Here is a 23,253-nt window from a genome sequence, read left to right as displayed (position 1 = left end):
GTCAGGGCGCGGGCACGCAGGTCGTCCGTGGTGGGCAGCGCGGTGCTGGTCATGGGGTCCTCCCGAGGATGAGGGATCAGCGGGTGGAGCAGCCCGGTACCGTCGAACTCATCGGCCGGGCGGGCGAGCAGCAGCGTCCCCAGTCCCACCAGGCGGGTTACTTCCTGCGGGTCGCCGACACCGGTGCCTGGTCCGTCGTCAGGAGCGACACGGCCGGCCGGCTGACCACCCTCGCCGAGGGCACCGCCCGCGCCCTGGGCACCCGCCGCTGGCACACCCTCGCCCTCGGCTTCAGCGGCACCACCATCACCGCGAGCGTCGACGGCCGGCGGGTCGGCGCGGTGGACGACTCCGCGTACCCGGCCGGACAGGTCGGCCTCGGCGTGGCCGGCTACCAGACCGACGAGTTCGACAACCTGAGCATCACCCCCGTACGCCGGCCCGCCGCGGCCCCGGCCACGCTCACGGCCGGCCTGCCCGCGACGGTCCAGCGGGGCGCGTCCGCGACCCTGACGACGACGTTCACCGTCCCGCGGACCGGCACCGGGGCGGCCACCGGTGCGGCGACCGACCTCACGCTGACCCCCGGCACCCCGGCGAACTGGCGGGCCACCCCGACCACCCCCGTGACCTTCGCCCGGGTCGCCCCGGGACACTCGGTCACGGCCACCTGGACCGTCACCGCGCCGACGGCCACGGACACCCCGGTGACCAACACCTTCACACCGCTCGCCACGTACCACCGGGACGGCGTACGGCACTGGACGTACGGCGGCGCGAGCACCCGGGTGCCGATCCCGGCGCCCACCGGGAACCCGTACGCGAGCGAGCTGTCCTTCGTCTCCGCCGACAACGGGTGGGGGCCGGTCGAACGGGACATGTCCAACGGCGAGCAGGCGGCGGGGGACGGACGGCCGCTGAGCATCCGGGGCGTCGCGTTCGCCAAGGGGATCGGGGCGCACGCCGCCGGTGACGTGGGCCTCTACCTCGGTGGGAACTGCAGCCGGTTCACCGCCACGGTCGGCGTCGACGACGAGGTCGCGCCCTACGGCTCGGTCGTCTTCTCCCTGGTCGGGGACGGCCGCACGCTGGTGACGACGCCGGTGCTGAGCGGGGAGTCGGCGGGGGCGGCGCTGGACGTCGACGTGACCGGCGTCCAGGAGCTGCATCTCGTCGTCGGGGACGGCGGGGACGGCAACGCCCACGACCACGCCGACTGGGGCGGGGCCCGGCTCACCTGCGCGGGGTAGGCCCGCGGGCAGGCCGCGCCCCGAGCGGGCGCGGCCTGCCCGTTCACCGGGCCGACGCCGCCCTGTGCACGGCCAGGGCCAGCCGGTCGTTCTCCGGGGCCGCGCCGCCCGGGAACGCGAACCGCCGCCTCGTGTAGCCGTAGGCGATCCCGCTCCGCGGGTCCGCGAACGCCTGGGAGCCCGCCGCCCCGCTGTGGCCGACGGTGCCCGCGCCGAGGAAGGGGTGCCAGCTGTCGGCCGTCGCCTGGAAACCGAGGCCGTACGACTTGTGGGTGCGGGCCACCAGGTCGTAGCCCACGGAGTGGAACTGGCCGAACTCCGCCACCGTGTCCTCCTTCAGGAGCGGGGCCTCGCCGTCGATCTCGCTGAGCAGCGCCGCGTACATCCCGGCCAGGCCGCGCGCCGACGCCACCCCGCCGAACGACGCCGGGCCCTTCGCGCGCACCCGCGGGTCGTTGGGCAGGGACCCCAGGTCGGTCGGCTCGGCCGCGTGTTCGTTGAAGGCGATCGCGGCGAGCGTGTGCGGGCCGGACGGGACCGAGTCGAGCAGGGCCTGCTCCGCGGACGTGGGACGCATCGGCTGGGTGGTGCGAAAGCGCGGCTCGTGCGCGGCCGGCAGCCCCAGGAAGAAGTCGAGCCCGTACGGCGCCCGGACCCGCTCCTCGTACACGTCCTGGAGGGTACGGCCCGTCGCGCGCCGTACCACCTCGCCGGTGAGCGCCCCGATGACGAGGGCGTGGTAGCCGAAGGCGGTGCCGGGGCGCCAGAAGGGCCGCTGGTCGGCGAGGCGTTCGGCCATCGCCCGGTCGTCCGCGAGTTCCTGCGCGCTGAACCCGGTGTCGGTGCCGATCAGACCGGCCCGGTGCGCGACCAGTTCCCGCAGCGTCAGCGCACCCTTGCCCTCCGCGCCGAACTCCGGCCAGTAGTAGGTGACCTTGCGGTCGAGCTCCAGCGTGCCGTCCTGCACCAGCATCGCCACCACGAGGTGCGCGGCACCCTTCGTGGACGAGAACACCCCGTACAGGGAGTCGCCGTCGGCACCCTCGCCGGCCCACAGATCCACGACCCGCCGGCCCTGTACGTACGCGCACAGCTGTCCCTCGTAGTCGGCCGGTCCCTCGGCGACGAACGCGGCGAACTCCTCGCGTACCGCCTCGAAGCCCTCCGCGACCGTGCCCTGGACGGTGATCTCCTGAGTCATCCGCTCTCCTCAACCGAGCCGCCACCTGTGTGGTTCCTCAGGTCGGTACGGCGGGACGTACCCGTTCGACTCAACAGCGGCGACGCGGCCCCCTGAGGGCCGTTCGCGCACCCCGGTAAAGTTTTCGCCATGCGCGATCTCGGGGTGGGCTTCGGATATCTCCTCAAGGGCCAGCGATGGGTGGGCCGGCACGGCAGGCAGTACGGCTTCGGACTGCTGCCCGGCCTGATAACGCTCGTCCTGTACGCGGCCGCGCTGGTCGCGCTGGCGATATGGGGAGCGGATCTCGTCGCCTGGTCCACCCCGTTCGCCGACGACTGGTCCAGCCCCTGGCTCGGCCTCTTCCGTGGCTTCCTCACCGCCGTGCTGTTCGCCCTCGGCCTCCTCGGCGCCGTCCTCACCTTCACCGCCGTGACGCTGCTGGTCGGCCAGCCGTTCTACGAGAACCTCTCCGAGAAGGTCGACGCGGACGTCTCGCCCGACGGCACCGCGCCCGGGTCCGGGCTGCCGTTCTGGCGCGAACTGTGGATCTCGGCCCGCGACAGCCTGCGCATCCTGCTCCGCGCCGGGCTGTGGGGCCTGCTCCTGTTCGCCCTCGGCTTCCTCCCCGTCGTCGGCCAGACCGTCGTACCCGTCGTCGGCTTCTTCGTGACCGGCTTCTTCCTCACCGAGGAACTCACCGCCGTCGCCCTCCAGCGCCGGGGCGTCGACCTGCGCGCCCGGCTCGCCCTGCTGCGCTCCCGCAAGACCCTGGTGTGGGGCTTCGGCACCCCACTGGGCCTCGCCTTCCTGGTCCCGTTCGTCGCGGTGTTCCTGATGCCCGGTGCGGTCGCGGGCGCCACCCTCCTCGCCCGTGACCTGCTGGGCGAGGAGACGACGCGGCAGGACGAGCGCGACGGCGAACCCGTCAGCCCCTGAGCCCCGCGTCCGCGGCCACGGTCACGATCGCCCGTACCTGGTCGATGATGTCCACCCGGTTCCGTACGAACTGCGGGTCGGTCACCTCGGTGGTGTTCCCGGCGCCGAACTCCAGCACCGGCGTGTGCACGTGCCCGCCCGGCAGCCGGCCGTGCAGCCCGAGCCGGTCCCGCAGCAGCGTGGCGCGGTAGGCGATCTCGTTGGACAGGTAGTCCCCGCCGCCCCCGGCCCGCGCGGTCGACCCGGCGGTCGGCCCGTCCGCCCGTACGACGGCCTCCGCGCCCCCGGCCGGTATCTCGGTCACCTCCGTGTGGTCGTACACCGGGAAACGCCCCGTGCCGGCCGCCGCGATCGCCGCGTACGGCAGGGTCGTGGTCGTCCACTGCGGCTGCGAGGCCGGGTCGGCGACCGGGACGGTCCCGGTCCGGCTCACGTCGTCGTTGTCCGGGAACCCGCCCCGCCAGGCCCCGTTCGTGCGCTCCACGTCGAACCGGCCGACGCGCCCCTGGCTCACGGTCGTGAACAGGTCCACCTTCGGCAGGTAGGAGCGCAGCGTCCGCTCGACGGTCCCCGCCGCGAAGTCGTCCCACCGCACCGGGAACACGGCCGTCTCGACCCGCGCCGGGCCGTGCGAGGTCCGCACGACCGTCCCGTCCAGCGCCAGCGCGCTCGCCCCGGACGGATTGGAGATCCGGATGTCCCGGTCGAGCGTGAACGGGTCGAACCCGGTGACCAGGATCCGCCGCAGGTGCCGGCCGGGATACCGGATGTCCGTCTGCCCGCGCGAGCTCCGCTCCAGCACGTCCAGCAGCGCGGCCCGCTGCCGCTCGCTCAGCCCGAACCCGGGCTCCAGGGTTCGCACGTCCCGGGTCATCCCCAACCGCGCCCAGTACAGCGGCCGGTCGTCGTCCCGGCTGAGATCACCGCCGAGCGGCCCCCGCCCCTGCGCCCGGTCCACGGCCCGCCGCCACAGCGCCGACCCCTCCCGTACGACGATCCGCCGGGCCTCGGCGTAGGAGTGCGCGCCGCCCAGCGCCCGCGCGAACCGCGGTGCCACGCCGTCGAACCCGGACCGCCGGAGGATCTCCTGCGGCACGGCCTGGTCCAGCCGCCGCTCCTCCACGGTGGGGGAGGGCGCGGTCGCCGCCCGCGCCGCAGTGGGGGCAAGCGCCCCGGCCAGCAGGGCGATTCCGAGCACACCTGTCCGAACGCGCAGCGAATGCAAGGGGTTGGCCTTCCGTCGCAGTGGGGTGCGTGGTGCCGTTCGGGGCGCAGTATCGCGCACCCGTGGCCGTGGTGCCGGCCGGTTTGTGAAGGGTTCGTACGGGATCGTCGGCGGGCGCTCGATCACCGGCCGTCGTCTCACAGCCGCGGCTAAGGTGTGATCCGGGACAAGTCCCCCCTGAGCAGCCCCGGTCCGGGACCTGACCCCTGGACCGGGGCTTGCGTGCGGGGTGCCCCGGGACGTGTCAGTCCCGTACCCCGAAGCCGTACACCGTCTCCGAGCGGTACACCGCGCCCGGGTCCAGACGAGTGCTCGGGAACTCCGGGTGGTTCGGGGAGTCCGGGAAGTGCTGCGTCTCCAGGGCCACGCCGTCACCGGGGGCGAACGGGGCCGTCAGGTGCTCGGCCGTGTACAACTGGACGCCCGGTTCGGTGGTCGCCACGGTGAGGGTGCGGCCGGATCCCGCGTCGTGCAGTTCGGCGACCTCCACCGGGGAGTCCGTGACGCCCTTGTCGAGGACGAGGTTGTGGTCGTAGCCGGAGCCCACCTTGCGGGCCGTCCGGAAGTCGAAACGGGAGCCCGAGACGTCCGCCAGGACCCCGGTCGGGATCAGGTCGCCGTCGACGGGTGTGTAGTGCGAGGCGGCGATCCGCAGTTCCTGGCCGGTCGCGTTCCCGGAGCCCGCGAGGTTGAAGTAGCTGTGGTTGGTGAGGTTCACGACGGTCGGCGCGTCGGTGACCGCCTCGTAGGAGATGTGCAGCGCGCCCGCGGCGTCCAGCGCGTACGTCACGGACACCGCCAGCCGCCCCGGGAAGCCCTCCTCGCCGTGCGGGCTCACCCGGGTCAGCCGAACCCCGTGCTCGACGGCCGCCGCGTCCCACACCCGCTTGTCGAAGCCGCCGCTGCCGCCGTGCAGCGAGTTGGGGGCGTTGTTCGGCTCCAGGGCGTAGGTCACGCCGTCCAGCGGGAAACGGGCGTGCGCGATCCGGTTGGCGTACCGGCCCACCAGGGCGCCCAGGTACGGGCCGGGATTCTCCACGTACCCGTCGAGACCGGCGAACCCCAGCACCACGTCCGCCGTCCGCCCGTCCCGGTCCGGGACCTCGACCGACTGCACGATCCCGCCGTACGACAGGACCCGCACCCGCGTACCGGCGCGCTCCAGCGTCCAGCGGTGGACCTCGGTGCCGTCCGAAAGTGTGCCGAAAAGTTCGCTCATGGGGAAACTCTAAGCCAGGGGTCTAGTCCACCGGGTCCTTCGCGGTGACGGTCCGGTAGGCGATCGCGGCGAGCTTCGACTGGCCGTCGGTGCTCGGATGGAACCAGTCCCAGTGACTCAACTGCTCCGTCCCGAAGCGGTACTGGTACACCGCACCCCCGTCGAACCGGCACCGCCGGTCCTTGGCGCAGACCTCGGCCAGCACCTTGTTGTAGTCCTCGACCCGCTGCTGCACCCGGTCCCTGCGCAGGGTCGCCGCGCTGGTCAGGTCGTCCGCGTCGCCCAGCATCGAAGGGCAGATGCCCAGCTTCCAGATCTGCTTGCCCAGCGGATTGGTCCGCCCCTCGGACCACAGCCGCTTCAGGTTCGGCACGCTCGCCACGTACACCTGCGTCCTGGGCAGCGCCTTGCGCAGCGTGCCCAGCGCCTCCTCGAACTGGCTGCGGAAGTTCGCCACCGACGTCATCGCCCGCACCGACGAACGGCAGGCGTCGTTCGACCCCACCATCACCGTCACCAACTCCGGCCGGCGCACCACCGCGTCGGCCAGCTGTCCGGGCAGGTCGGCCATCCGGGCGCCGGTCTGCGCGTAGTTCCAGCTCCGGTCGGCGGCCCTGGCCCGCCCCAGCAGCCGGACCGCCAGACTGTCCACCTGGTCGCTGGTGCCGGTCGCCCAGGACACCTCCGGGCAGTCCGAGAGCACCGTGCACGCGTCGAAGCCACGCGTGATGGAGTCCCCGACGGCCGCGATCGACGCCGGGCTGGGGTCCCACACCTGCACGGCCCGCGAGCCACGCGTCCGCCCGCCGTCCGGCGAGCCGGAGGAACCGCCCACGACATCACACCCGGCCACCCCCAGCGCGGTACCGGCGGCGACGATCCCCACCAGAGCACGCGAACGCCGACGCCGCTGCTTGCGCATACCCCGCTGGTCCTCTCCGTCGCCTGGTTCGTCCCCCTTCATAACAACGCACGGGAGTTCCCGCCCGCGCCCTGCAACGGACCACCCCCGTACAAGCGTCCCCATGGGTGAATGGTGGGGGTTTCCTGGCTGTGGGACCGACGGTACGTCACACTCCTTGCCCCGCCGCACGGTAGCCTCGCCATCAAGCGGCCGTCGTGCCACTGCCGCCAGCCAGCCAGCAAGATGTCCCGCTCTGCCCGGAGGTTCCGGTGACGACACGTGGAGTTCTGTACGTGCACTCCGCGCCGCGCGCGCTGTGCCCGCACGTCGAGTGGGCCGTCGCCGGGGTGCTCGGCACGCGCGTCAACCTCGACTGGATCCGGCAGCCCGCGGCCCCCGGAACCTGGCGCTCCGAGTTCTCCTGGCAGGGCGAGGTCGGCACGGCCTCCAAACTGGCGTCCGCGCTGCGCGGCTGGCACCTGCTGCGCTTCGAGGTCACCGCGGAACCCTGCGCGAAGGCCGAGGGCGAGCGCTACAGCTGCACCCCCGACCTCGGCATCTTCCACGCGGTCACCGGCATCCACGGCGACATCCTCATCCCGGAGGACCGCCTCAGGGCCGCCCTGACCCGCTCCCAGCGCGGCGAGACGGACCTGGAGGCCGAGATCGCCAAGCTGCTGGGCAAGCCCTGGGACGACGAACTGGAGCCCTTCCGCTACGCGGGCGAGGGGGCGCCTGTGAGGTGGCTCCACCAGGTGGTGTGACCGCCGTATCCGTCTGCGGCGCCGTCGTGGCCGACGACGAAACGCAACTGTGGCCCGAACTCCACTCAGGGAGCCGGGCCACAAGCCTTAAGCGGAGCGTTTCTCACACGGTCCGGAACGCCAGCACCACGTTGTGCCCACCGAACCCGAACGAGTCGTTCAGCACGGCGATCCGCCCCGCGGGCAGCTCCCGCGCCTCACCTCGCACCACGTCCGCGTTGACCTCGGGGTCGAGCTCGTCGAGGTTGATGGTCGGCGGAGCCGTCCGGTTCACCAGCGCCAGGATCGACGCCACGGTCTCGATGCCCCCGGCACCACCCAGCAGGTGCCCGGTCATCGACTTCGTCGCGGAGATCGCCATGTGGTCGACGTCGTCGCCGAACACCTTGCGCAGCGCCTTGACCTCGGCGACGTCACCCTGCGGCGTCGACGTCGCGTGCGCGTTGACGTGCACGATCTCGGCCGGCTTCAGATCCGTGTTGTCGAGCAGGTTCTGCAGCGCCTGCGCGATCCCGTTGCCGGACGGCTCCGGCTGCGTGATGTGGTGCGCGTCGGCCGAGATGCCCTGGCCGACCGCCTCGACGTAGATCCGCGCCCCGCGCGCCTTCGCGTGCTCCTCGGACTCCAGGACGATCACGCCCGCGCCCTCACCGAGCACGAAGCCGTCCCGGCCGGAGTCGTAGGGGCGCGACGCGCCCTCGGGGTCGTCGTTGTTCTTGGACATCGCCATCATGTTGCCGAAGGCGACGATGGGCAGCGGGTGGATGGCGGCCTCGGTACCACCGGCCACCACCACGTCCGCACGCCCGGTGCGGATCATCTCGATGGCGTACCCGATGGCCTCGGCGCCGGAGGCGCAGGCCGACACGGGGGTGTGCACACCGGCCCGCGCACCCAGCTCGATACCGACGTTCGCGGCCGGCGAGTTGGGCATCAGCATCGGCACGGTGTGCGGGGAGACCCGGCGTACGCCCTTCTCCTTGAGCACGTCGTACTGGTCCAGCAGGGTGGTCACACCACCGATGCCGGAGGCGATGACCGCGCCGACCCGGTCGGGGTTGGCGGACTGGTCCTCACCGGCCCTGGCGGTGAAACCGGCGTCCTTCCAGGCCTGCTGGGCGGCGATCAGCGCGAACTGCGCGGACCGGTCCAGCTTGCGGGCCTGCGGGCGCGGCAGGATCTCGCTCGGTTCGACGGCGATCTGTGCCGCGATACGGACGGGCAGCTCGGCCGCCCAGTCCTGCTCCAGGAGGCTGACACCGGACTTGCCGGCGACCAGGGCCTCCCAGAACGAAGCTGCGTCGCCACCCAGCGGTGTGGTTGCGCCGATACCGGTGACGACCACGGTGCGATTGGTCGGGCTCACGGGAATTCTTTCTCCAACGGATACGGGATTCGACGGCGCCACCGCCGGGTGGCGGGGCCTAGCGGCCGGGGACCCCGACGGGACTCAGGTCAGGCGCCTGAGTCCCTGGCGGGGTGCTCAGGCCTGGTGCTTGAGGATGTAGTCGGTCGCGTCGCCGACGGTCTTGAGGTTCTTGACGTCCTCGTCCGGGATCTTGACGTCGAAGCGCTCTTCGGCGGCGACGACGACCTCGACCATGGACAGCGAGTCGACGTCCAGGTCGTCGGTGAAGGACTTGTCCAGCTGGACGTCCTCAACCGGGATGCCGGCGATCTCGTTCACGATCTCGGCGAGACCTTCGACGATCTCTTCCTGAGTGGCGGCCATGTCAGGCGCTCCTTCTTAGATGTTCCAGACGGTTGCTGCGGTGTTGCAGTCGGCGGACCGCACCGGATGCATGATCCGGCACGGAGTGCCTAGGGGAGGGTAACGACAGTGGCGGCGTAGACGAGACCCGCCCCGAACCCGATGACGAGCGCGGTGTCGCCGCTCTTCGCCTCGCCGGTCGCCAGGAGCCGCTCCATCGCGAGCGGGATCGAGGCGGCCGAGGTGTTGCCGGTGGTGCGGACGTCACGGGCGACCGTGACGTGCTCCGGCAGCTTGAGAGTCTTCACCATCGAGTCGATGATCCGCACATTGGCCTGGTGCGGGATGAAGACGTCCAGGTCGTCCGCGCTGATCCCGGCCGCGTCCAGCGCCTGCTGTGCGACCTTCGCCATCTCGAACACGGCCCAGCGGAACACCGCCTGGCCCTCCTGCGTGATCGCAGGAAACTTGATGTTGCCCTGGCTGTCGACCGGCAGCCCGGACCGGTCACCGGTGGGGGTCCCCCCGCCCGAGCGAAGCCGAGGGTGAGGGAGGAAGAGGTCCCAGGGCACGGTCTGCTTGATGGTCTCGGACTTGTCGCCCTCCGACCCCCACACGGTCGGACCGATCGCCGGCTCCTTCGAGGGGCCGACCACGACCGCGCCCGCGCCGTCACCGAACAGGAACGCGGTGGCCCGGTCCTCCAGGTCGGTGAGGTCGCTGAGCCGCTCCACGCCGATCACCAGGACGTACTCGGCGGAACCCTCCACGATCATGCCCTTGGCGAGGGTCAGGCCGTAGCCGAAGCCCGCGCAGCCGGCCGAGATGTCGAAGGCGGCGGCCTTGTCGGTGCCCAGCTTGTCGGCGATCTCGGTGGCGACGGCCGGGGTCTGGCTGAAGTGCGAGACGGTCGAGACGACCACGGCACCGACCTGCTCGGCGGAGATGCCCGCGTCCGCGATCGCCTTGCCGGCGGCCTCGATCGACATCGCGGCGACCGTCTCCTCGGGCCCCGCCCAGTGCCGGGTCTCGATGCCGGAGCGCGAGCGGATCCACTCGTCGGACGAGTCGATCGTCTCGAGGATCACCTCGTTCGGCACCACACGGGTCGGGCGGTAGCCGCCGACGCCGAGGATGCGCGCGTACGGGGCACCCTTGCTGGGCTTGATCTTCGACATCGCTGTGGGCTCCTAAATTCAGGCGCTGTGGTCGGCGATGAGCTCGCGGGCCGCGTCGAGGTCGTCGGGGGTCTTCAGGGCCAGCGTCTTCACGCCGGGCAGGGCACGCTTCGCCAGGCCGGTCAGGGTGCCGCCGGGGCACACCTCCAGGAGGGCGGTGACGCCGAGCTCCTTGAAGGTCTCCATGCACAGGTCCCAGCGGACCGGGTTGGCGACCTGGCCGACCAGGCGGTCCACGATCTCGCCGCCGGCGGCGACGGTCCGGCCGTCCTTGTTGGAGACGTAGGTGATCTTCGGGTCGGCCGGCGAGAGTTCCTTGGCGGCCTCGGCCAGCGCGTCGACGGCGGGGCTCATGTGGTGCGTGTGGAAGGCACCGGCGACCTTGAGGGCGACGACCTTGCGGACGCCCTCGGGCTTGTCCTCGGCGAGCGCGGCGAGCTGCTCCAGGGTGCCCGCGGCGACGATCTGACCGGCGCCGTTGATGTTCGCCGGGGTCAGACCGAGCCTCTCCAGGTGCGCGACGGAGACGTCCGGGTCACCGCCGAGCAGCGCCGACATGCCGGTCTCGGTGATCGCGGCGGCCTCGGCCATGGCCAGACCCCGCCTGCGGACGAGAGCGAGCGCGTCGTCGTCGGTCAGGACGCCGGCGACCGCGGCGGCGGTGAACTCACCGACGCTGTGCCCGGCGACCGCGCCCGGGGTGACGGCACCGAGTGCCGCGGTGGACACCAGTCCGGCCGCGACCAGCAGCGGCTGGGCGATCGCGGTGTCCCGGATCTCGTCGGCGTCGGCGTGCGTGCCGTAGTGCACGAGATCGAGACCGATGGCGTCCGACCAGGCACGCAGACGGTCCTCGACACCGGGAAGGTCGAGCCAGGGGGTCAGGAAGCCGGGCGTCTGGGCGCCCTGGCCGGGAGCGACGAGTACGAGCACTCTCACACTCTCTCTTGTGGACGGCCACGGCCGCCCGTGGGGACAGGGACGAAGAACACGAGGGGGTTTTGTGGACCCCCGACAAAAAGCTATGCCTGGAGATCTCCATCGACCAGACGCCCCAGGATCAGCGCGATCCGCAGCGTGAAGGCGGATCTTACATCGGACGGCGACCATCCGGTGACGTCTGTCACACGTCGGAGCCGGTAGCGCACGGTGTTCGGGTGGACGAAGAGCATCCGGGCGGCGCCCTCCAGGCTGCTCGCCTGTTCCAGATAGACACTCAGCGTTTCCAGCAGCGCCGAGCCCGCTTCCTCCAGTGGTCTGTAGATCTCCTCCACCAGCTGCTCGCGCGCGCTCGGATCGCCCGCGATGGCGCGCTCCGGCAGCAGATCGTCCGCCAGCACCGGCCGTGGCGCGTCCTGCCAGGCAGAACACGCCTTGAGTCCTGCGGCGGCGGCCTGCGCGGACCGCGTGGCGGCCAGCAGATCCGGTACGACGGGCCCCGCGACGACCGGCCCGGCGGCGAACGGCCCGATCAGCGACTTCGCTACGGCCAGCGGGTTGTCGCTGCCGCCGGCGATGACGACGAGCCGGTCCCCGAGCACCCCGGTCAGCACCTGGAGCTTGGCGTGCCGGGAGGCCCGCCGGATGGCCTCGACGGTCAGCTCGCTGTCCCCGTCGGGCGCGGTGCCGAGCACGACGCACACGTGGTCCGGCGAGTTCCAGCCGAGCGCGGCGGCCCGGCTCACCGCGCCCTCGTCCGCCTCGCCGCTCAGTACGGCGTTCACCACCAGCGACTCGAGACGCGCGTCCCAGGCACCCCGTGCCTCGGCGGCCTGGGCGTACACCTGGGCGGTGGCGAAGGCGATCTCCCGCGCGTACACGAGCAGCGCCTCGCGCAGCACCCTCTCGTCGCCCGGGGCGGCCACCTCGTCGATCGCGCTCTCCATGACCTCGATGGTGGTGCGCACCATCTCCACGGTCTGCCGCAGCGTGATCGCCCGGGTCAGCTCACGCGGTGCGGTCCCGAACACGTCCGTCGAGATCGCCTGCGGGGCGTCGGGGCGCCGGAACCACTCGGTGAAGGCGGCGATACCCGCCTGGGCGACCAGCCCGATCCAGGAGCGGTTCTCCGGTGGCATCGCCCGGTACCACGGCAGGGTCTCGTCCATGCGCGCGATGGCCTGGGCGGCGAGGCTGCCGGACGACTTCTCCAGCCGCTTCAGGGTCGCGGAGTGCGGGTGGACGTCATGAGCCGAGGGGTCGGACTTGCGTGTTACGGGTTCGGGCACGGGGACAAGACTGCCTCATCCGGGCGGGCACCTGCGCCGCCGGGTGCCGACTGCGGTCTACGGTGGTCCCGTGATGGACGTCAGGCGCGCGGCGCAGCGCTACCGGGGCGGGGACCCGGCGGCCGGGATCGAGTCCCGCCACGCCTTCTCCTTCGGCCCGCACTACGACCCCGGCAACCTGCGCTTCGCGGCGGTCATCGCCTGCAACGAGGAGCGGCTGGCACCGGGGGCCGGTTTCGACGAGCATCCGCACAGCCACACCGAGATCGTGACGTGGGTGGTCGAGGGCGAGCTGACCCACCGCGACTCCGAGGGCAACGAGACGGTGGTCCGCCACGGAGACGTGCAGCGCCTCGGCTCCGCCGGGGGCGTGCGGCACGTGGAGCGCAACGACGGGGCCGGGCCCCTGACATTCGTGCAGACGTGGCTGGCGCCGGTGCGGGCGGGCGGTGACCCGTCGTACGAGATCGTCCGGGGCATCGCGGACTCGACGCCGTACGCCGTCCCGGAGGCCGCGGCGATGCTGCACGTCCGCCGCCTGGCACCGGGGGAGCGGACGGCGGTGCCGGCCGGGGCGTATGTGTACGTGCACGTGGTGCGGGGGGAAGTGCGGCTGGGGGGCGAGGATCTGGGGCCGGGGGATTCGGTCCGCATCACGGACGCGAAGGACTTGGAGGCGTCGGGGATCACGGACGCGGAGTTGCTGCTGTGGGAGATGGCGGCGGGATGAGGGGGCGGCCGCGGGCGCTCCTGGCTGCCGGGCCGGAACCACCCGGTTGTCTCACCGGGTGTTCCGGCCAAGAGCGGTGCTGGACGGACTGGCGCGTTCGGCAACCCCCGGTCCCGGCCCCGGGTTCCTCAGCCGCGCAGCTCCGCCAGTACCGCGTCCGTGAACACCGGCCATGCCTCGATCGCCCAGGGGCCGAACGGCCGGTCCGTCAGGGCGACGGACGCCAGTCCCGCGTCCGGGTCCACCCACAGGAACGTGCCCGCCTGGCCGAAGTGGCCGAAGGTGCGGGGCGAGGACGAAGAACCCGTCCAGTGCGGGGACTTGGAGTCGCGGATCTCGAAGCCCAGTCCCCAGTCGTTCGGGTTCTGGTGCCCGTACCCCGGCAGCACGCCCTTCGTCCCCGGGAACTGCACGGTCAGCGTCGCCTCCGCCACCGTGCGCGGGTCCAGCAGCCGCGGTGCCTGGAGCTCCGCCGCGAAGCGGAGCAGGTCGGAGAGCGAGGACACGCCGTCCTTCGCCGGGGAGCCCTCCAGCGACGTCGACGTCATGCCCAGCGGCTCCAGCACCGCCTGCCGGGCGTACTCGGTGAACGGCATCTCCGTCGCCTTTGCGACATGGTCCCCGAGCACCTCGAACCCGGCGTTGGAGTACAGCCGCCGCTCGCCGGGCGGCGCCGTCACCCGGTGCTCGTCGAAGGCCAGCCCCGAGGTGTGCGCGAGCAGATGCCGTACCGTCGCCCCCTCGGGCCCCGCCGGCTCGTCCAGCTCGACCGCCCCCTCCTCGTACGCGACGAGCACCGCGTACGCGGCGAGCGGCTTGGTGACGGAGGCCAGGGGGAAGCGGTGACCGGCCGGCCCGTGGGTGCCGTGGACCGTCCCGTCGGCGCGCACGACACCCGCCGCCGCGGTGGGGACGGGCCAGTTCTCGATCAGCGCGAGGCTCTGCAAGGACATGCCGTCGAGCCTAAGCGGCTCAGAGCGTCAGCATCATCGTGGGGTCCGGCTTGCGCGCGAAGCCGAGCGCGGCGTAGAGGGGCTCGGCCGCCGCGGACGCGGTCAGCATGACCTGCCCCGCGTCCCGCTCCCGGAACCAGGCCAGCAGTTCCTCCATGCACGCGCGCGCGTACCCGCGTCGACGGGCGTCCGGGTCGGTGGCCACGCTGAAGACGTACCCGGAGCGGCCGTGCGGACTGCCCGCCTTGCCGATCCGGTAGTCGATCGTCCCCACGACCAGCGCCGCCAGCGCCCCCGGCCGGTCGGGATGGTCCACGACGAACGCGGCGAAGTCGCCGTCCGCCTCGTCCAGCCGCTCCGCGAGCCCCGGCAGCGCCAGGGCGTGCCAGCCGGTGGAGGCGTCCCCGCCGGGAAGCGCGTCGATCATGACCTGGCGCAGTCGCAGCACTTCGGGCGCGTCCGCGGGCGTGGCGCGGCGTACGAGACTCATGGACGCGAACGCTAGCCATGTCCGCGCGGTCGCGTCGTCCGTATTTCTTACCGGATCCGCTTGCTTGGAGTGCACTCCAAGGTCATAGCGTGGTGGTCATGACGGTGATGCAGACCACGACCGCGGCCCCCACCGAGCAGTCCGACCGCGAGCCCGCCGACATCTGTTCCGCCCCACCCCGGCGGCACCCGCGCCCCGCGGGCCAGGACCGCTACACGATCAGCGAGGTCGTCGCCTTCACCGGCCTGACCGCCCACACCCTGCGCTGGTACGAGCGGATCGGCCTGATGTCCCACATCGACCGCTCCCACACCGGCCAGCGCCGCTACACCAACCGCGACCTGGACTGGCTGGACTTCGTGACCAAGCTCCGCCTGACCGGAATGCCGGTGGCGGACATGGTGCGCTACGCGGAGCTGGTGAGGGAGGGCGAGACGACCTACCCCGAGCGCCGCGAGCTGCTGGAGCAGACGAGGAGGGACGTCCTGTCGCGGATCGCCGAGCTGCACGACACCCTCTCGGTCCTGGACCGGAAGATCAGCTTCTACGAGACCGGCGGCGCGTAGGGCTCACAGCTCGGCCAGCAACTCCGCCTTCTTCGCGGAGAACTCCTCATCGGTGACCAGCCCCGCCTGGTGCAGCTCCCCCAGATGGCGAATCCGCTCGGCGATGTCGGCGGGGTCACGGCGCCCCGCCGGTGCCGGCACCGCGGCCGTGCCCCTGGCCCGTACCGCCTCCAGCACCGCCGCGGCGAACGGCAGCGACTCGTGCACCGGCCCGTACCCCAGCCCGAACACGACGGTCGCCGGGTCCTGGTCCGCCGGGACCGTCGGCGCCGCCCCCGCGAGGTCGCGCCGCAGCAGTCGTAGGTGCCCCTCGAAGACCTCCGGCGACCGCCACTCCACACCGCCCAGGTCGGCGACCGCGAAGCGCTGGTCGCCGGCCTTCCACTTCGCCGTCGACGCTCCCGTCCACGACCACCGGAAGTGCACGGCGTCGCCGTCGAAGCTCGCCTTCCCGTCGTACGCCTTGAACTGCCGGGGCGCCTCCGGCGCGGCCACCAGGAACTTGTCCGCGGGGCCCGACTCGGTGAGCAGCGGGCGCAGTTCGTCGGCGTAGTACTCGGCGAGGGTCGCCCGCTCGGCCGGGAGCACCAGCCGGTACGGGTCGCTGCCGTCCTTGAGCTGACCGGCCGCCGCCTCCAGCAGCGGATCCGCGCCGGGACGCGGTCGGGCGCGCAGGACGACCGTGCCGCGCTTGCCCGGAGTGACGGTCACGGCCTCCAGCGCGGTCAGCGGCACCAGCCGTTCGCCCAGGGTCTGGAACAGCTTGGGGGTGCGGATCCCGCGTTCGTAACGGATGCGCACGGAGTCGGACTCGAACTCCCAGGCGGCATGAAATCCGGCCAGTACGTCACCCATGCGGCTCATCGTATGCGGCACGTGCTTCTCAGTCCCATCCCCGCGCGCACCGCACTTCCTGCTGTTTCTACGCGCGTTCGGCCATCAACGTGTCGGGCAGACCCGCCCGGCACCCGTCATCGTCGTGGGCGCAGGTGACCGCGCCGTATGCGCCGACCCCGATGTCCGCGAGGTTGCGCAGGCTGTCCGTGCCGGGCTCGAAGTACCCGGCGTGTCCCTGGGCGTCGTGCGCCGACAGCACCCTGGCCCCGAAGGAGGCGGAGACCGGGTCGGCGCCGTGGCCTAGTCCGCCGAGCTCCAGATAGGGGACGTCCTGGATCCAGTCGGTGGCGTCCCGCATCGCCCACACCCGGGCCGAGGTGCCCAGGTGCGAGGCGTTCTCGACCCGCATGCCGGGGCTCGCGGCCACCGCTATGTCGGCCACCCGGCCCGGCATGCCGTGCGCGGCCACCCCGCAGAGCACCGAGCCGTAGCTGTGGCAGAACATCGAGACCGGTGCCTCGCCGGGCAGGGCGCGCAGCAGCGCGTTGAGACGTACGGCACCCAGCTCGGCGGCCGTGCCGGTCGCCGCGCCCACGCCGAGCCCGTCGGGGGCGGTGTAGTCGGCCCAGGCGATCACCGCCGTACGGGTCGAGGGGCTCGCCGTGCGCTCCGCCCGGTACAGCGCCTTGGCCATGCCGACCGGGGCGGTGTACTGGCGGTTCGTCCGCTGGAAGGTGAGCAGGTCGGTGTCGACGCCGGGCACGACCACCGAGATCCGCTCGGCCCTGGTGAGGTCGCCGAACACCTCGGCGACGCGGCCGTCGCCGTCCGGGTCGAAGGCGAGGATCTGCCGGCCCTTCGTGAGCAGCGCCTCGTAGCGGTGCATGCGGCGGCCCGCGTCCTGCTGCCCCGCCGCGCTGAGCCGTGGGTCGTGCATGCGTTCCTTCTCGACGACGCGCTGCTGGTCGAGCGCGATGTCGTTGGCGCGGTACCGCAGTTCGACCGGGGCGCCGTTCATGTTGCCGACGGCCAGCGGGTAGCGGTGGACGAGCCGGTCGCGCTCCTGCGCGGTGAGCGACGCGAAGAAACGGGTGAGCCGCGCGGGCGACGCCTCCGGGTCCGGCAACCGCAGACCGTGGACGCTGCCGTGCTCCCAGCTGCCCAGGGAGGCCTGCAGGGCGGTGGTCTCGCGGTGGGTGCGCAGTGCGGTCCAGCCGGTGGTCGCGAGCATCACGAACACCACGGCGAGGGCGAGCAGCGCGCGCCAGACGTTGAGTGGCGGGGAGGTGTCGAAGGAAGTCACTGGGAGGACACACTAGGAGAACGAAGGGGTCTCGCGGTAACCGAGTGACAGTTATCACGTTTCGACAAAGACCGGGCCGATCTTGGGCCGGTGTGGCACTCCTCAGGCCCGGCGCCAGTCGCCGGTGAGTGCCGGCCCGACCTGATCGAGGTAGGCCGCGGTGAGTTCGCGGATCCCCGTGACGCTGAAGTCGTCGCCGACCGACCAGTGCCGCTCGGTCACCCTGATGACCGCGCCGAAGACGGCGACCACCAGCCGGGGGCGGGGGTCGGAGTCCGGATCGACGCCCTCCCGTTCGGCGATGATCCGCGCGATCTCCTCCTCGGTCTCCGCCTGGCGCCGCAGATGGGCTGCGAACAGGATAGGGGTGGCCTCGATCATCTTGTACGTGCGCATGAGGAGCTCGACCGGGACGTACCGCTCGACGGCCTCCTCGATGGTCTCCCAGCTGTCCATGACGGACCGGCGCAGCGTCTCCAGCGGCGTCTCCTCGGGCGGGCGGCGGCGCACCGCCTCCACGTAGTGCGCCTCGGTGAGCCGCGGCAGGAAGAAGGCCACGTCCTCCTTGCTGGCGAAGTAGCGGAAGAAGGTGCGCTGCGAGACGTCGACGGACTCGGCGATCTCGTCGACGGTGGTCTGCTCGTAGCCCTGGGTCGCGAACAGTTCGAGCGCGGACCGCAGCAGGGCGTCCCGGGTGCGCTGTTTCTTGCGTTCGCGCAGCGTTTCCATGCCTGACAGTTACTGACTAGTGAATTTGTTTGTCAACTGTCAGTGGCTGTCACTAGCCTCGAAAGCATGACTAGTCAGACCACGCTCGACGCGACGGGGTCGGGGGACAAGGCGTCGGCAGCCCCGTCGCAACAACCATCGGCCTCCGGCCTGCGCGGCCATCCCTGGTTCACCCTGATAACCGTCGCCGTCGGGGTCATGATGGTGGCCCTCGACGGCACCATCGTGGCCATCGCCAACCCGGCGATCCAGAAGGACCTCGGCGCCACCTTCGCCCAGGTGCAGTGGATCACCAACGGCTACTTCCTCGCCCTCGCCGTCTCCCTGATCACCGCGGGCAAGCTCGGCGACCGCTTCGGCCACCGGCAGACCTTCCTGATCGGTGTCGTCGGCTTCGCCGCCGCCTCCGGCGCCATCGGGCTGTCCGACAGCATCGGCCTGGTCGTCACCTTCCGCGTCTTCCAGGGCCTGTTCGGTGCGCTGCTGATGCCGGCCGCGCTCGGCCTGCTGCGGGCCACCTTCCCGGCCGAGAAGCTCAACATGGCGATCGGCATCTGGGGCATGGTCATCGGCGCCTCCACCGCGGGCGGCCCGATCCTCGGCGGTGTGCTGGTGCAGCACGTCAGCTGGCAGTCGGTGTTCTTCATCAACGTTCCGGTCGGACTGGTCGCCCTGGTCCTCGGTGTGGTGATGCTGCTCGACCACCGCGCGGAGAACGCCCCGCGCTCCTTCGACGTGCTCGGCATCGGCCTGCTCTCCGGTGCGATGTTCTGCCTGGTCTGGGCCCTCATCAAGGCGCCGACCTGGGGCTGGGGCGACGGGAAGACGTGGGCGTTCCTCGCCGTGTCGGTGCTGGGCTTCGCCCTCTTCTCCTTCTGGGAGACGAAGGTCAGGGAACCGCTGATCCCGCTCGGCCTGTTCCGCTCCGTGCCGTTGTCGGCCGGTGTGGTCCTGATGGTCCTCATGGCCATCGCCTTCATGGGCGGCCTGTTCTTCGTGACCTTCTACCTGCAGAACGTGCACGGGATGGACCCGGTCGACGCCGGTCTGCACCTCCTCCCGCTCACCGGCATGATGATCGTCGGCTCCCCGCTGGCGGGCGCCGCGATCACCAAGCTCGGCCCGCGGATCCCGCTGGCCGGCGGCATGGCGGCCACCGCGATCGCCATGTACGGCATGTCCACGCTGAAGGCGGACACCGGCAGCGGGATCATGGCCGTCTGGTTCGCCCTGCTCGGCCTCGGCCTCGCGCCGGTCATGGTCGGCGCCACCGAGGTCATCGTCGGCAACGCCCCGATGGAGCTCTCCGGAGTGGCCGGCGGTCTCCAGCAGGCCGCGATGCAGATCGGCGGCAGTCTCGGTACGGCCGTCCTCGGCGCCGTGATGGCCTCCAAGGTCGACAACGACCTGCCGGGCAACTGGACCGGCGCGGGGCTGCCGAAGCTGACCTCGGCGCAGCTGGCCCAGGCCTCCGAGGCGGTCCAGGTCGGGGTCGCGCCGATCGCCAAGGGCACGCCCGAGGCCGTCGCCGCGAAGATCACCGGTGTCGCCCACGACACGTTCATCTCCGGGATGAGCCTCGCCTCGCTCGTCGCGGCGGGGGTGGCGGCGGTCGCGATCCTCGTCGCGCTGTTCACGAAGCGGGGCGAGAACGCGGACGGCGGCGCGGGTGTGGGACACCTCTGACGCCGTGCCCGACCTCCCCATCTGACCACGATTCAGGCGTGGTTCACCTATCAGGGTGACTCCGCTCAAGATCCCTCGCGTTCGGTGCGCGCCGCAGGTCACAGTGGGTCAAGTCCTCCGCAGGGCATGGGAGGACGCCCGGGCCGCGGCGCGCTGCTGGAGGGGGGCAGCGCGCGGGCAGGTCTGCGGACGCGGAACAGGGGTACCCGGTCATCACACCCGAACAGTCCATGAGGACAGAGGAGTTGATGATGGCGAGCTTCGGCCAACGAACACGCGGGTACCCCCGTTCACGTGGCCGCACAGGCACACGGGACGGGCTGGACCGGGGGACGCTGGGCATCATCGGCACGATCTGCGCCGTCGCCGGCTTCTTCACGTTGGGGATCATCCTGGGCCCGGCCGCACTGGTGTGCGGCTGGCTCTCCATGGGCCGGGCGTGGAACCCGAAGAGCTCGATACCGGCGCTGGTCGCCGTGGTGCTGGGTGCGATCGACACGCTGCTGGCCCTGCTGTGGCTGGGCGGGGTATCGCTCTAGCGCGCGGCCCGGTGGGGGCCGCTCGCGCAGTTCCTCCCCCAGCCTTCGGCCGGGGGTACCCCCAGCGCCCCTTACGGGCACGGGTGGGCGCAGCGGCACCCCGTCGGCGCCGGTGAGCGCACCACCTCAGCTCGCGCCCCGTCCCGCAGGGCAACCACCTCGGCCCGCAGCGCCCGTACCTCCTCGGTCAGCGCGCTGATCGCCTCCGTCTGCCGCCGTTCCTCGTCGTCGTCCTTCTCGAAGCGCGCGATGAACCACGTGGCGATGTTCGCCGTCACCACACCGAGCAGGGCGATCCCGGACAGCATCAGGCCCACCGCGATCATCCGGCCCAGCCCGGTCGTCGGCGCGTGGTCCCCGTACCCCACCGTCGTCATCGTCGTGAACGACCACCACAGCGCGTCACCCAGCGTCCGGATGTTCCCGTCGGGCGAGTCGCGCTCCACCGACAGCACGGCCAGCGACCCGAACATGAGCAGGCCGATGACCGCGCCGACGACGTACGTCGTCAGCCGGATCTGCTCGGCCATCCGGGCCCGCCGCCCCACCAGCGTCAGCGTCGCGACGAGCCGCAGCAGCCGCAGCGGCTGGAGCAGGGGCAGCACCACCGCGCACAGGTCTATCCAGTGCGTCCGCACGAACTCCCGGCGGCGGGGCGTCAGCGTCAGCCGTACGAGATAGTCGGTGGCGAAGGACCCCCACACCACCCACTCCGCCGCCGTGCACGCGGACGTCAGCACGCGACCCGCGGAACTGTCCACGATCGGCAGCGCGTAAGCGACCGCGAAGGCGACCGCGAGGGCCAGCAGGGGCCGTTGCGTGAGCTGCTCCCAACGGGCCTGCGCGGACTGTTCCTTCATGTGCGCATAGTAAAGAAATCGCAAGGGCGGCGGAGACCGGAGTCCCGCCGCCCTGCGTCCTGCTGCCCGGTACGGCCTACGCGTCGCCGCCCGCCGCGCCCGGGTGCGCCGCCGTCACGTCCAGCAGCTGGTAGCGGTCGATGGCCTGCTTGAGCACCGAGCGGTCGAGCCTGCCCTCACGGGCCAGTTCGGTCAGCACCGCGACCACGATCGACTGGGCGTCGATGTGGAAGAACCGGCGCGCCGCGCCCCGCGTGTCGGCGAAGCCGAACCCGTCGGCGCCCAGCGACTGGAACGTGCCCGGCACCCATCGCGCGATCTGGTCCGGAACCGATCGCATCCAGTCGGACACGGCCACGAACGGCCCTTCGGCGCCGCTCAGTTTCTGCGTCACCCACGGCGTCCGCTGCTCCTCCTCCGGGTGCAGCAGGTTGTGCTGCTCGCAGGCCACGGCCTCGCGCCGCAGCTCGTTCCAGGAGGTGGCGGACCAGACGTCGGCCTTCACGTTCCAGTCGGCGGCGAGGATCTGCTGCGCCTCGACCGCCCACGGGACCGCCACGCCCGACGCCATGATCTGCGCCGGTACCGCGCCCGCCGTGCCCGCGCTGATCCGGTGCACGCCCTTGAGGATGCCCTCGACGTCCACGTCGGCCGGCTCGGCCGGGTGCTGGATCGGCTCGTTGTAGACGGTCAGGTAGTAGAAGACGTCCTCGCCGTGCGGGTGCTCGGCGTCGGCGCCGTACATGCGGCGCAGGCCGTCCTGGACGATGTGCGCGATCTCGTACCCGTACGCCGGGTCGTAGGCCACGCAGGCCGGGTTCGTGGAGGCCAGCAGCTGGGAGTGGCCGTCCGCGTGCTGGAGGCCCTCACCGGTCAGGGTCGTACGGCCGGCGGTCGCGCCCAGGACGAAACCGCGCGACAGCTGGTCGGCCATCTGCCAGAACTGGTCGCCGGTGCGCTGGAAACCGAACATCGAGTAGAAGACGTACACCGGGATGAGCGGCTGGCCGTGCGTGGCGTACGCCGAGCCCGCCGCGATCAGGGACGCCGTACAGCCCGCCTCCGAGATGCCGTCGTGCAGCATCTGGCCGGTCGGGGACTCCTTGTAGGCGAGCAGCAGATCGCGGTCGACGGCCTCGTACTGCTGGCCGAGCGGGTTGTAGATCTTCGCACTCGGGAAGAAGGAGTCCATGCCGAAGGTGCGGTACTCGTCCGGCGCGATGAGGACGAAGCGGCGGCCGAGCTCCTTGTCCCGCATGAGGTCCTTGAGCAGCCGCACGAAGGCCATGGTGGTCGCGATGGACTGCTGACCGGTGCCCTTCTTCACGGTCGCGTACGCCTTGTCGTCCGGCAGCGCGAGCGGCTCGGAGCGTACGACGCGGGTCGGGACGTAGCCGCCGAGGCCCTTGCGCCGGTCGTGCATGTACTGGATCTCTTCCGAGTTCCGGCCCGGGTGGTAGTACGGCGGCAGGCCGGACTCCAGCTCCTTGTCGGAGATCGGCAGGTGCAGCCGGTCCCGGAAGCCCTTGAGGTCGGCGACCGTCAGCTTCTTCATCTGGTGCGTGGCGTTGCGGCCCTCGAAGTTCGGGCCCAGCGTCCAGCCCTTGATCGTCTTGGCCAGGATGACCGTGGGCTGGCCCTTGTGCTCGGTGGCCGCCTTGAACGCCGCGTAGATCTTGCGGTGGTCGTGACCGCCGCGGCCCAGGTGCAGGATCTGGTCGTCGGTCATGTTGGCGACCATCGCGCGCAGCCGCTGGTCGTCGCCGAAGAAGTGCTCGCGGATGTACGAGCCGGACTCGGTGGCGTACGTCTGGAACTGGCCGTCGGGGGTCGTGTTCATCTTGTTGACCAGGACGCCGTCGCGGTCCTGGGCGAGCAGCGGGTCCCAGGTGCGGTCCCAGACGAGCTTGATCACGTTCCAGCCGGCGCCCCGGAAGACCGACTCCAGGCCTGGATCATGCC

Annotated in this window: 23 protein-coding genes; 7 read left to right on the top strand and 16 right to left on the bottom strand. The window is 71.6% G+C overall.

The genetic code is table 11. From position 1 onward, the window contains the following. Positions 1-1,250 (top strand): NPCBM/NEW2 domain-containing protein (locus tag ABZ646_RS14770; protein ID WP_360517879.1); only part of this gene is annotated, 1,250 nt, incomplete at its 5' end. A 43-nt stretch (positions 1,251-1,293) separates the two neighbouring features. Here ABZ646_RS14770 and ABZ646_RS14765 read toward each other — a convergent pair. Then, a complete protein-coding gene (locus ABZ646_RS14765) occupies positions 1,294-2,451 on the bottom strand; it encodes a serine hydrolase domain-containing protein (protein WP_360517876.1) in 1,158 nt (385 codons plus the stop codon). 129 nt (positions 2,452-2,580) lie between these two features. On the opposite strand from ABZ646_RS14765, the gene ABZ646_RS14760 reads away from it, so the two are divergent. After that, positions 2,581-3,369 (top strand): EI24 domain-containing protein, encoded by a 789-nt coding sequence (locus tag ABZ646_RS14760; protein WP_360517873.1) that lies wholly within the window; start codon positions 2,581-2,583, stop codon positions 3,367-3,369. Here the strand turns inward: ABZ646_RS14760 and ABZ646_RS14755 are convergent. The 3 genes from ABZ646_RS14755 to ABZ646_RS14745 form a co-directional block, all read right to left on the bottom strand. Continuing rightward, positions 3,359-4,594: a pyroglutamyl peptidase gene (locus tag ABZ646_RS14755; RefSeq protein ID WP_360517870.1), complete on the bottom strand. Its 1,236-nt coding sequence runs from the start codon at positions 4,592-4,594 to the stop codon at positions 3,359-3,361. The genes ABZ646_RS14760 and ABZ646_RS14755 overlap by 11 nt on opposite strands. A 244-nt stretch (positions 4,595-4,838) precedes the next feature. Further along, positions 4,839-5,813 carry an aldose epimerase family protein gene (locus ABZ646_RS14750; protein ID WP_360517867.1) on the bottom strand — a complete coding sequence of 325 codons (975 nt, stop codon included), beginning with the start codon at positions 5,811-5,813 and terminating at the stop codon, positions 4,839-4,841. A 22-nt stretch (positions 5,814-5,835) separates the two neighbouring features. After that, positions 5,836-6,735, bottom strand: a complete 900-nt coding sequence (locus tag ABZ646_RS14745; RefSeq protein WP_360517864.1) for an SGNH/GDSL hydrolase family protein — start codon at positions 6,733-6,735, stop codon at positions 5,836-5,838. 251 nt (positions 6,736-6,986) lie between these two features. Here ABZ646_RS14745 and ABZ646_RS14740 point away from each other — a divergent pair, with 251 nt between their 5' ends. Next, positions 6,987-7,481 (top strand): DUF3145 domain-containing protein, encoded by a 495-nt coding sequence (locus ABZ646_RS14740; protein WP_360517861.1) that lies wholly within the window; start codon positions 6,987-6,989, stop codon positions 7,479-7,481. A 103-nt stretch (positions 7,482-7,584) separates the two neighbouring features. On the opposite strand, the gene fabF is transcribed toward ABZ646_RS14740, so the two are convergent. The 5 genes from fabF to fasR form a co-directional block, all read right to left on the bottom strand. Next, positions 7,585-8,847 carry a beta-ketoacyl-ACP synthase II gene (gene fabF, locus ABZ646_RS14735; RefSeq protein ID WP_360517858.1) on the bottom strand — a complete coding sequence of 421 codons (1,263 nt, stop codon included), beginning with the start codon at positions 8,845-8,847 and terminating at the stop codon, positions 7,585-7,587. 117 nt (positions 8,848-8,964) lie between these two features. After that, positions 8,965-9,213, bottom strand: a complete 249-nt coding sequence (locus ABZ646_RS14730) for an acyl carrier protein (protein WP_046425089.1) — start codon at positions 9,211-9,213, stop codon at positions 8,965-8,967. Between the two features lie 89 nt (positions 9,214-9,302). Then, positions 9,303-10,370 (bottom strand): ketoacyl-ACP synthase III, encoded by a 1,068-nt coding sequence (locus ABZ646_RS14725; protein WP_360517854.1) that lies wholly within the window; start codon positions 10,368-10,370, stop codon positions 9,303-9,305. An 18-nt stretch (positions 10,371-10,388) separates the two neighbouring features. Next, positions 10,389-11,303: an ACP S-malonyltransferase gene (locus tag ABZ646_RS14720; protein ID WP_360517851.1), complete on the bottom strand. Its 915-nt coding sequence runs from the start codon at positions 11,301-11,303 to the stop codon at positions 10,389-10,391. An 89-nt stretch (positions 11,304-11,392) separates the two neighbouring features. Continuing rightward, a complete protein-coding gene (gene fasR, locus ABZ646_RS14715) occupies positions 11,393-12,598 on the bottom strand; it encodes a fatty acid biosynthesis transcriptional regulator FasR (RefSeq protein ID WP_360517848.1) in 1,206 nt (401 codons plus the stop codon). Between the two features lie 73 nt (positions 12,599-12,671). Here fasR and ABZ646_RS14710 point away from each other — a divergent pair, with 73 nt between their 5' ends. Next, positions 12,672-13,328 (top strand): pirin family protein, encoded by a 657-nt coding sequence (locus tag ABZ646_RS14710; protein WP_360517882.1) that lies wholly within the window; start codon positions 12,672-12,674, stop codon positions 13,326-13,328. A 128-nt stretch (positions 13,329-13,456) separates the two neighbouring features. Here ABZ646_RS14710 and ABZ646_RS14705 read toward each other — a convergent pair whose 3' ends face one another. Together ABZ646_RS14705 and ABZ646_RS14700 are read right to left on the bottom strand one after the other, a co-directional pair. Further along, positions 13,457-14,281 (bottom strand): serine hydrolase domain-containing protein, encoded by an 825-nt coding sequence (locus ABZ646_RS14705; RefSeq protein ID WP_360517845.1) that lies wholly within the window; start codon positions 14,279-14,281, stop codon positions 13,457-13,459. 19 nt (positions 14,282-14,300) lie between these two features. Beyond that, complete coding sequence (locus tag ABZ646_RS14700; protein WP_360517842.1) at positions 14,301-14,771, bottom strand: GNAT family N-acetyltransferase; 471 nt, start codon at positions 14,769-14,771, stop codon at positions 14,301-14,303. Between the two features lie 98 nt (positions 14,772-14,869). On the opposite strand from ABZ646_RS14700, the gene ABZ646_RS14695 reads away from it, so the two are divergent. Next, positions 14,870-15,337 carry a MerR family transcriptional regulator gene (locus ABZ646_RS14695; protein WP_360517839.1) on the top strand — a complete coding sequence of 156 codons (468 nt, stop codon included), beginning with the start codon at positions 14,870-14,872 and terminating at the stop codon, positions 15,335-15,337. A 3-nt stretch (positions 15,338-15,340) separates the two neighbouring features. Here ABZ646_RS14695 and ABZ646_RS14690 read toward each other — a convergent pair whose 3' ends face one another. From ABZ646_RS14690 to ABZ646_RS14680, 3 genes are all read right to left on the bottom strand, one after another. Next, a complete protein-coding gene (locus tag ABZ646_RS14690; protein WP_360517836.1) occupies positions 15,341-16,192 on the bottom strand; it encodes a DUF4429 domain-containing protein in 852 nt (283 codons plus the stop codon). Positions 16,193-16,259: 67 nt separating this feature from the next. Further along, entirely contained in the window at positions 16,260-17,477 is a 1,218-nt protein-coding gene (locus tag ABZ646_RS14685) for an alpha/beta hydrolase (protein WP_360517833.1), read from the bottom strand. A gap of 102 nt (positions 17,478-17,579) precedes the next feature. Next, complete coding sequence (locus tag ABZ646_RS14680) at positions 17,580-18,206, bottom strand: TetR family transcriptional regulator (protein ID WP_360517830.1); 627 nt, start codon at positions 18,204-18,206, stop codon at positions 17,580-17,582. Positions 18,207-18,272: 66 nt separating this feature from the next. Between ABZ646_RS14680 and ABZ646_RS14675 the strand changes: the two genes are divergently transcribed. Both ABZ646_RS14675 and ABZ646_RS14670 read left to right on the top strand, forming a co-directional pair. Beyond that, positions 18,273-19,892 (top strand): MFS transporter, encoded by a 1,620-nt coding sequence (locus ABZ646_RS14675; protein ID WP_360517827.1) that lies wholly within the window; start codon positions 18,273-18,275, stop codon positions 19,890-19,892. Positions 19,893-20,140: 248 nt separating this feature from the next. Continuing rightward, positions 20,141-20,431 (top strand): small hydrophobic protein, encoded by a 291-nt coding sequence (locus tag ABZ646_RS14670; protein ID WP_360517824.1) that lies wholly within the window; start codon positions 20,141-20,143, stop codon positions 20,429-20,431. A 71-nt stretch (positions 20,432-20,502) separates the two neighbouring features. Here ABZ646_RS14670 and ABZ646_RS14665 read toward each other — a convergent pair whose 3' ends face one another. Together ABZ646_RS14665 and ABZ646_RS14660 are read right to left on the bottom strand one after the other, a co-directional pair. After that, positions 20,503-21,291 carry a potassium channel family protein gene (locus ABZ646_RS14665; RefSeq protein ID WP_360517821.1) on the bottom strand — a complete coding sequence of 263 codons (789 nt, stop codon included), beginning with the start codon at positions 21,289-21,291 and terminating at the stop codon, positions 20,503-20,505. Positions 21,292-21,367: 76 nt separating this feature from the next. Next, positions 21,368-23,253 (bottom strand): pyruvate dehydrogenase (acetyl-transferring), homodimeric type (locus ABZ646_RS14660; protein WP_360517819.1); only part of this gene is annotated, 1,886 nt, incomplete at its 5' end.

It is taken from the genome of Streptomyces sp. NPDC007162 (genome assembly GCF_040634175.1).
Lineage (GTDB): Bacteria > Actinomycetota > Actinomycetes > Streptomycetales > Streptomycetaceae > Streptomyces.
Note: the sequence above shows the minus strand (reverse complement) of the source record. Positions and strands in the feature narration are given on the sequence as shown.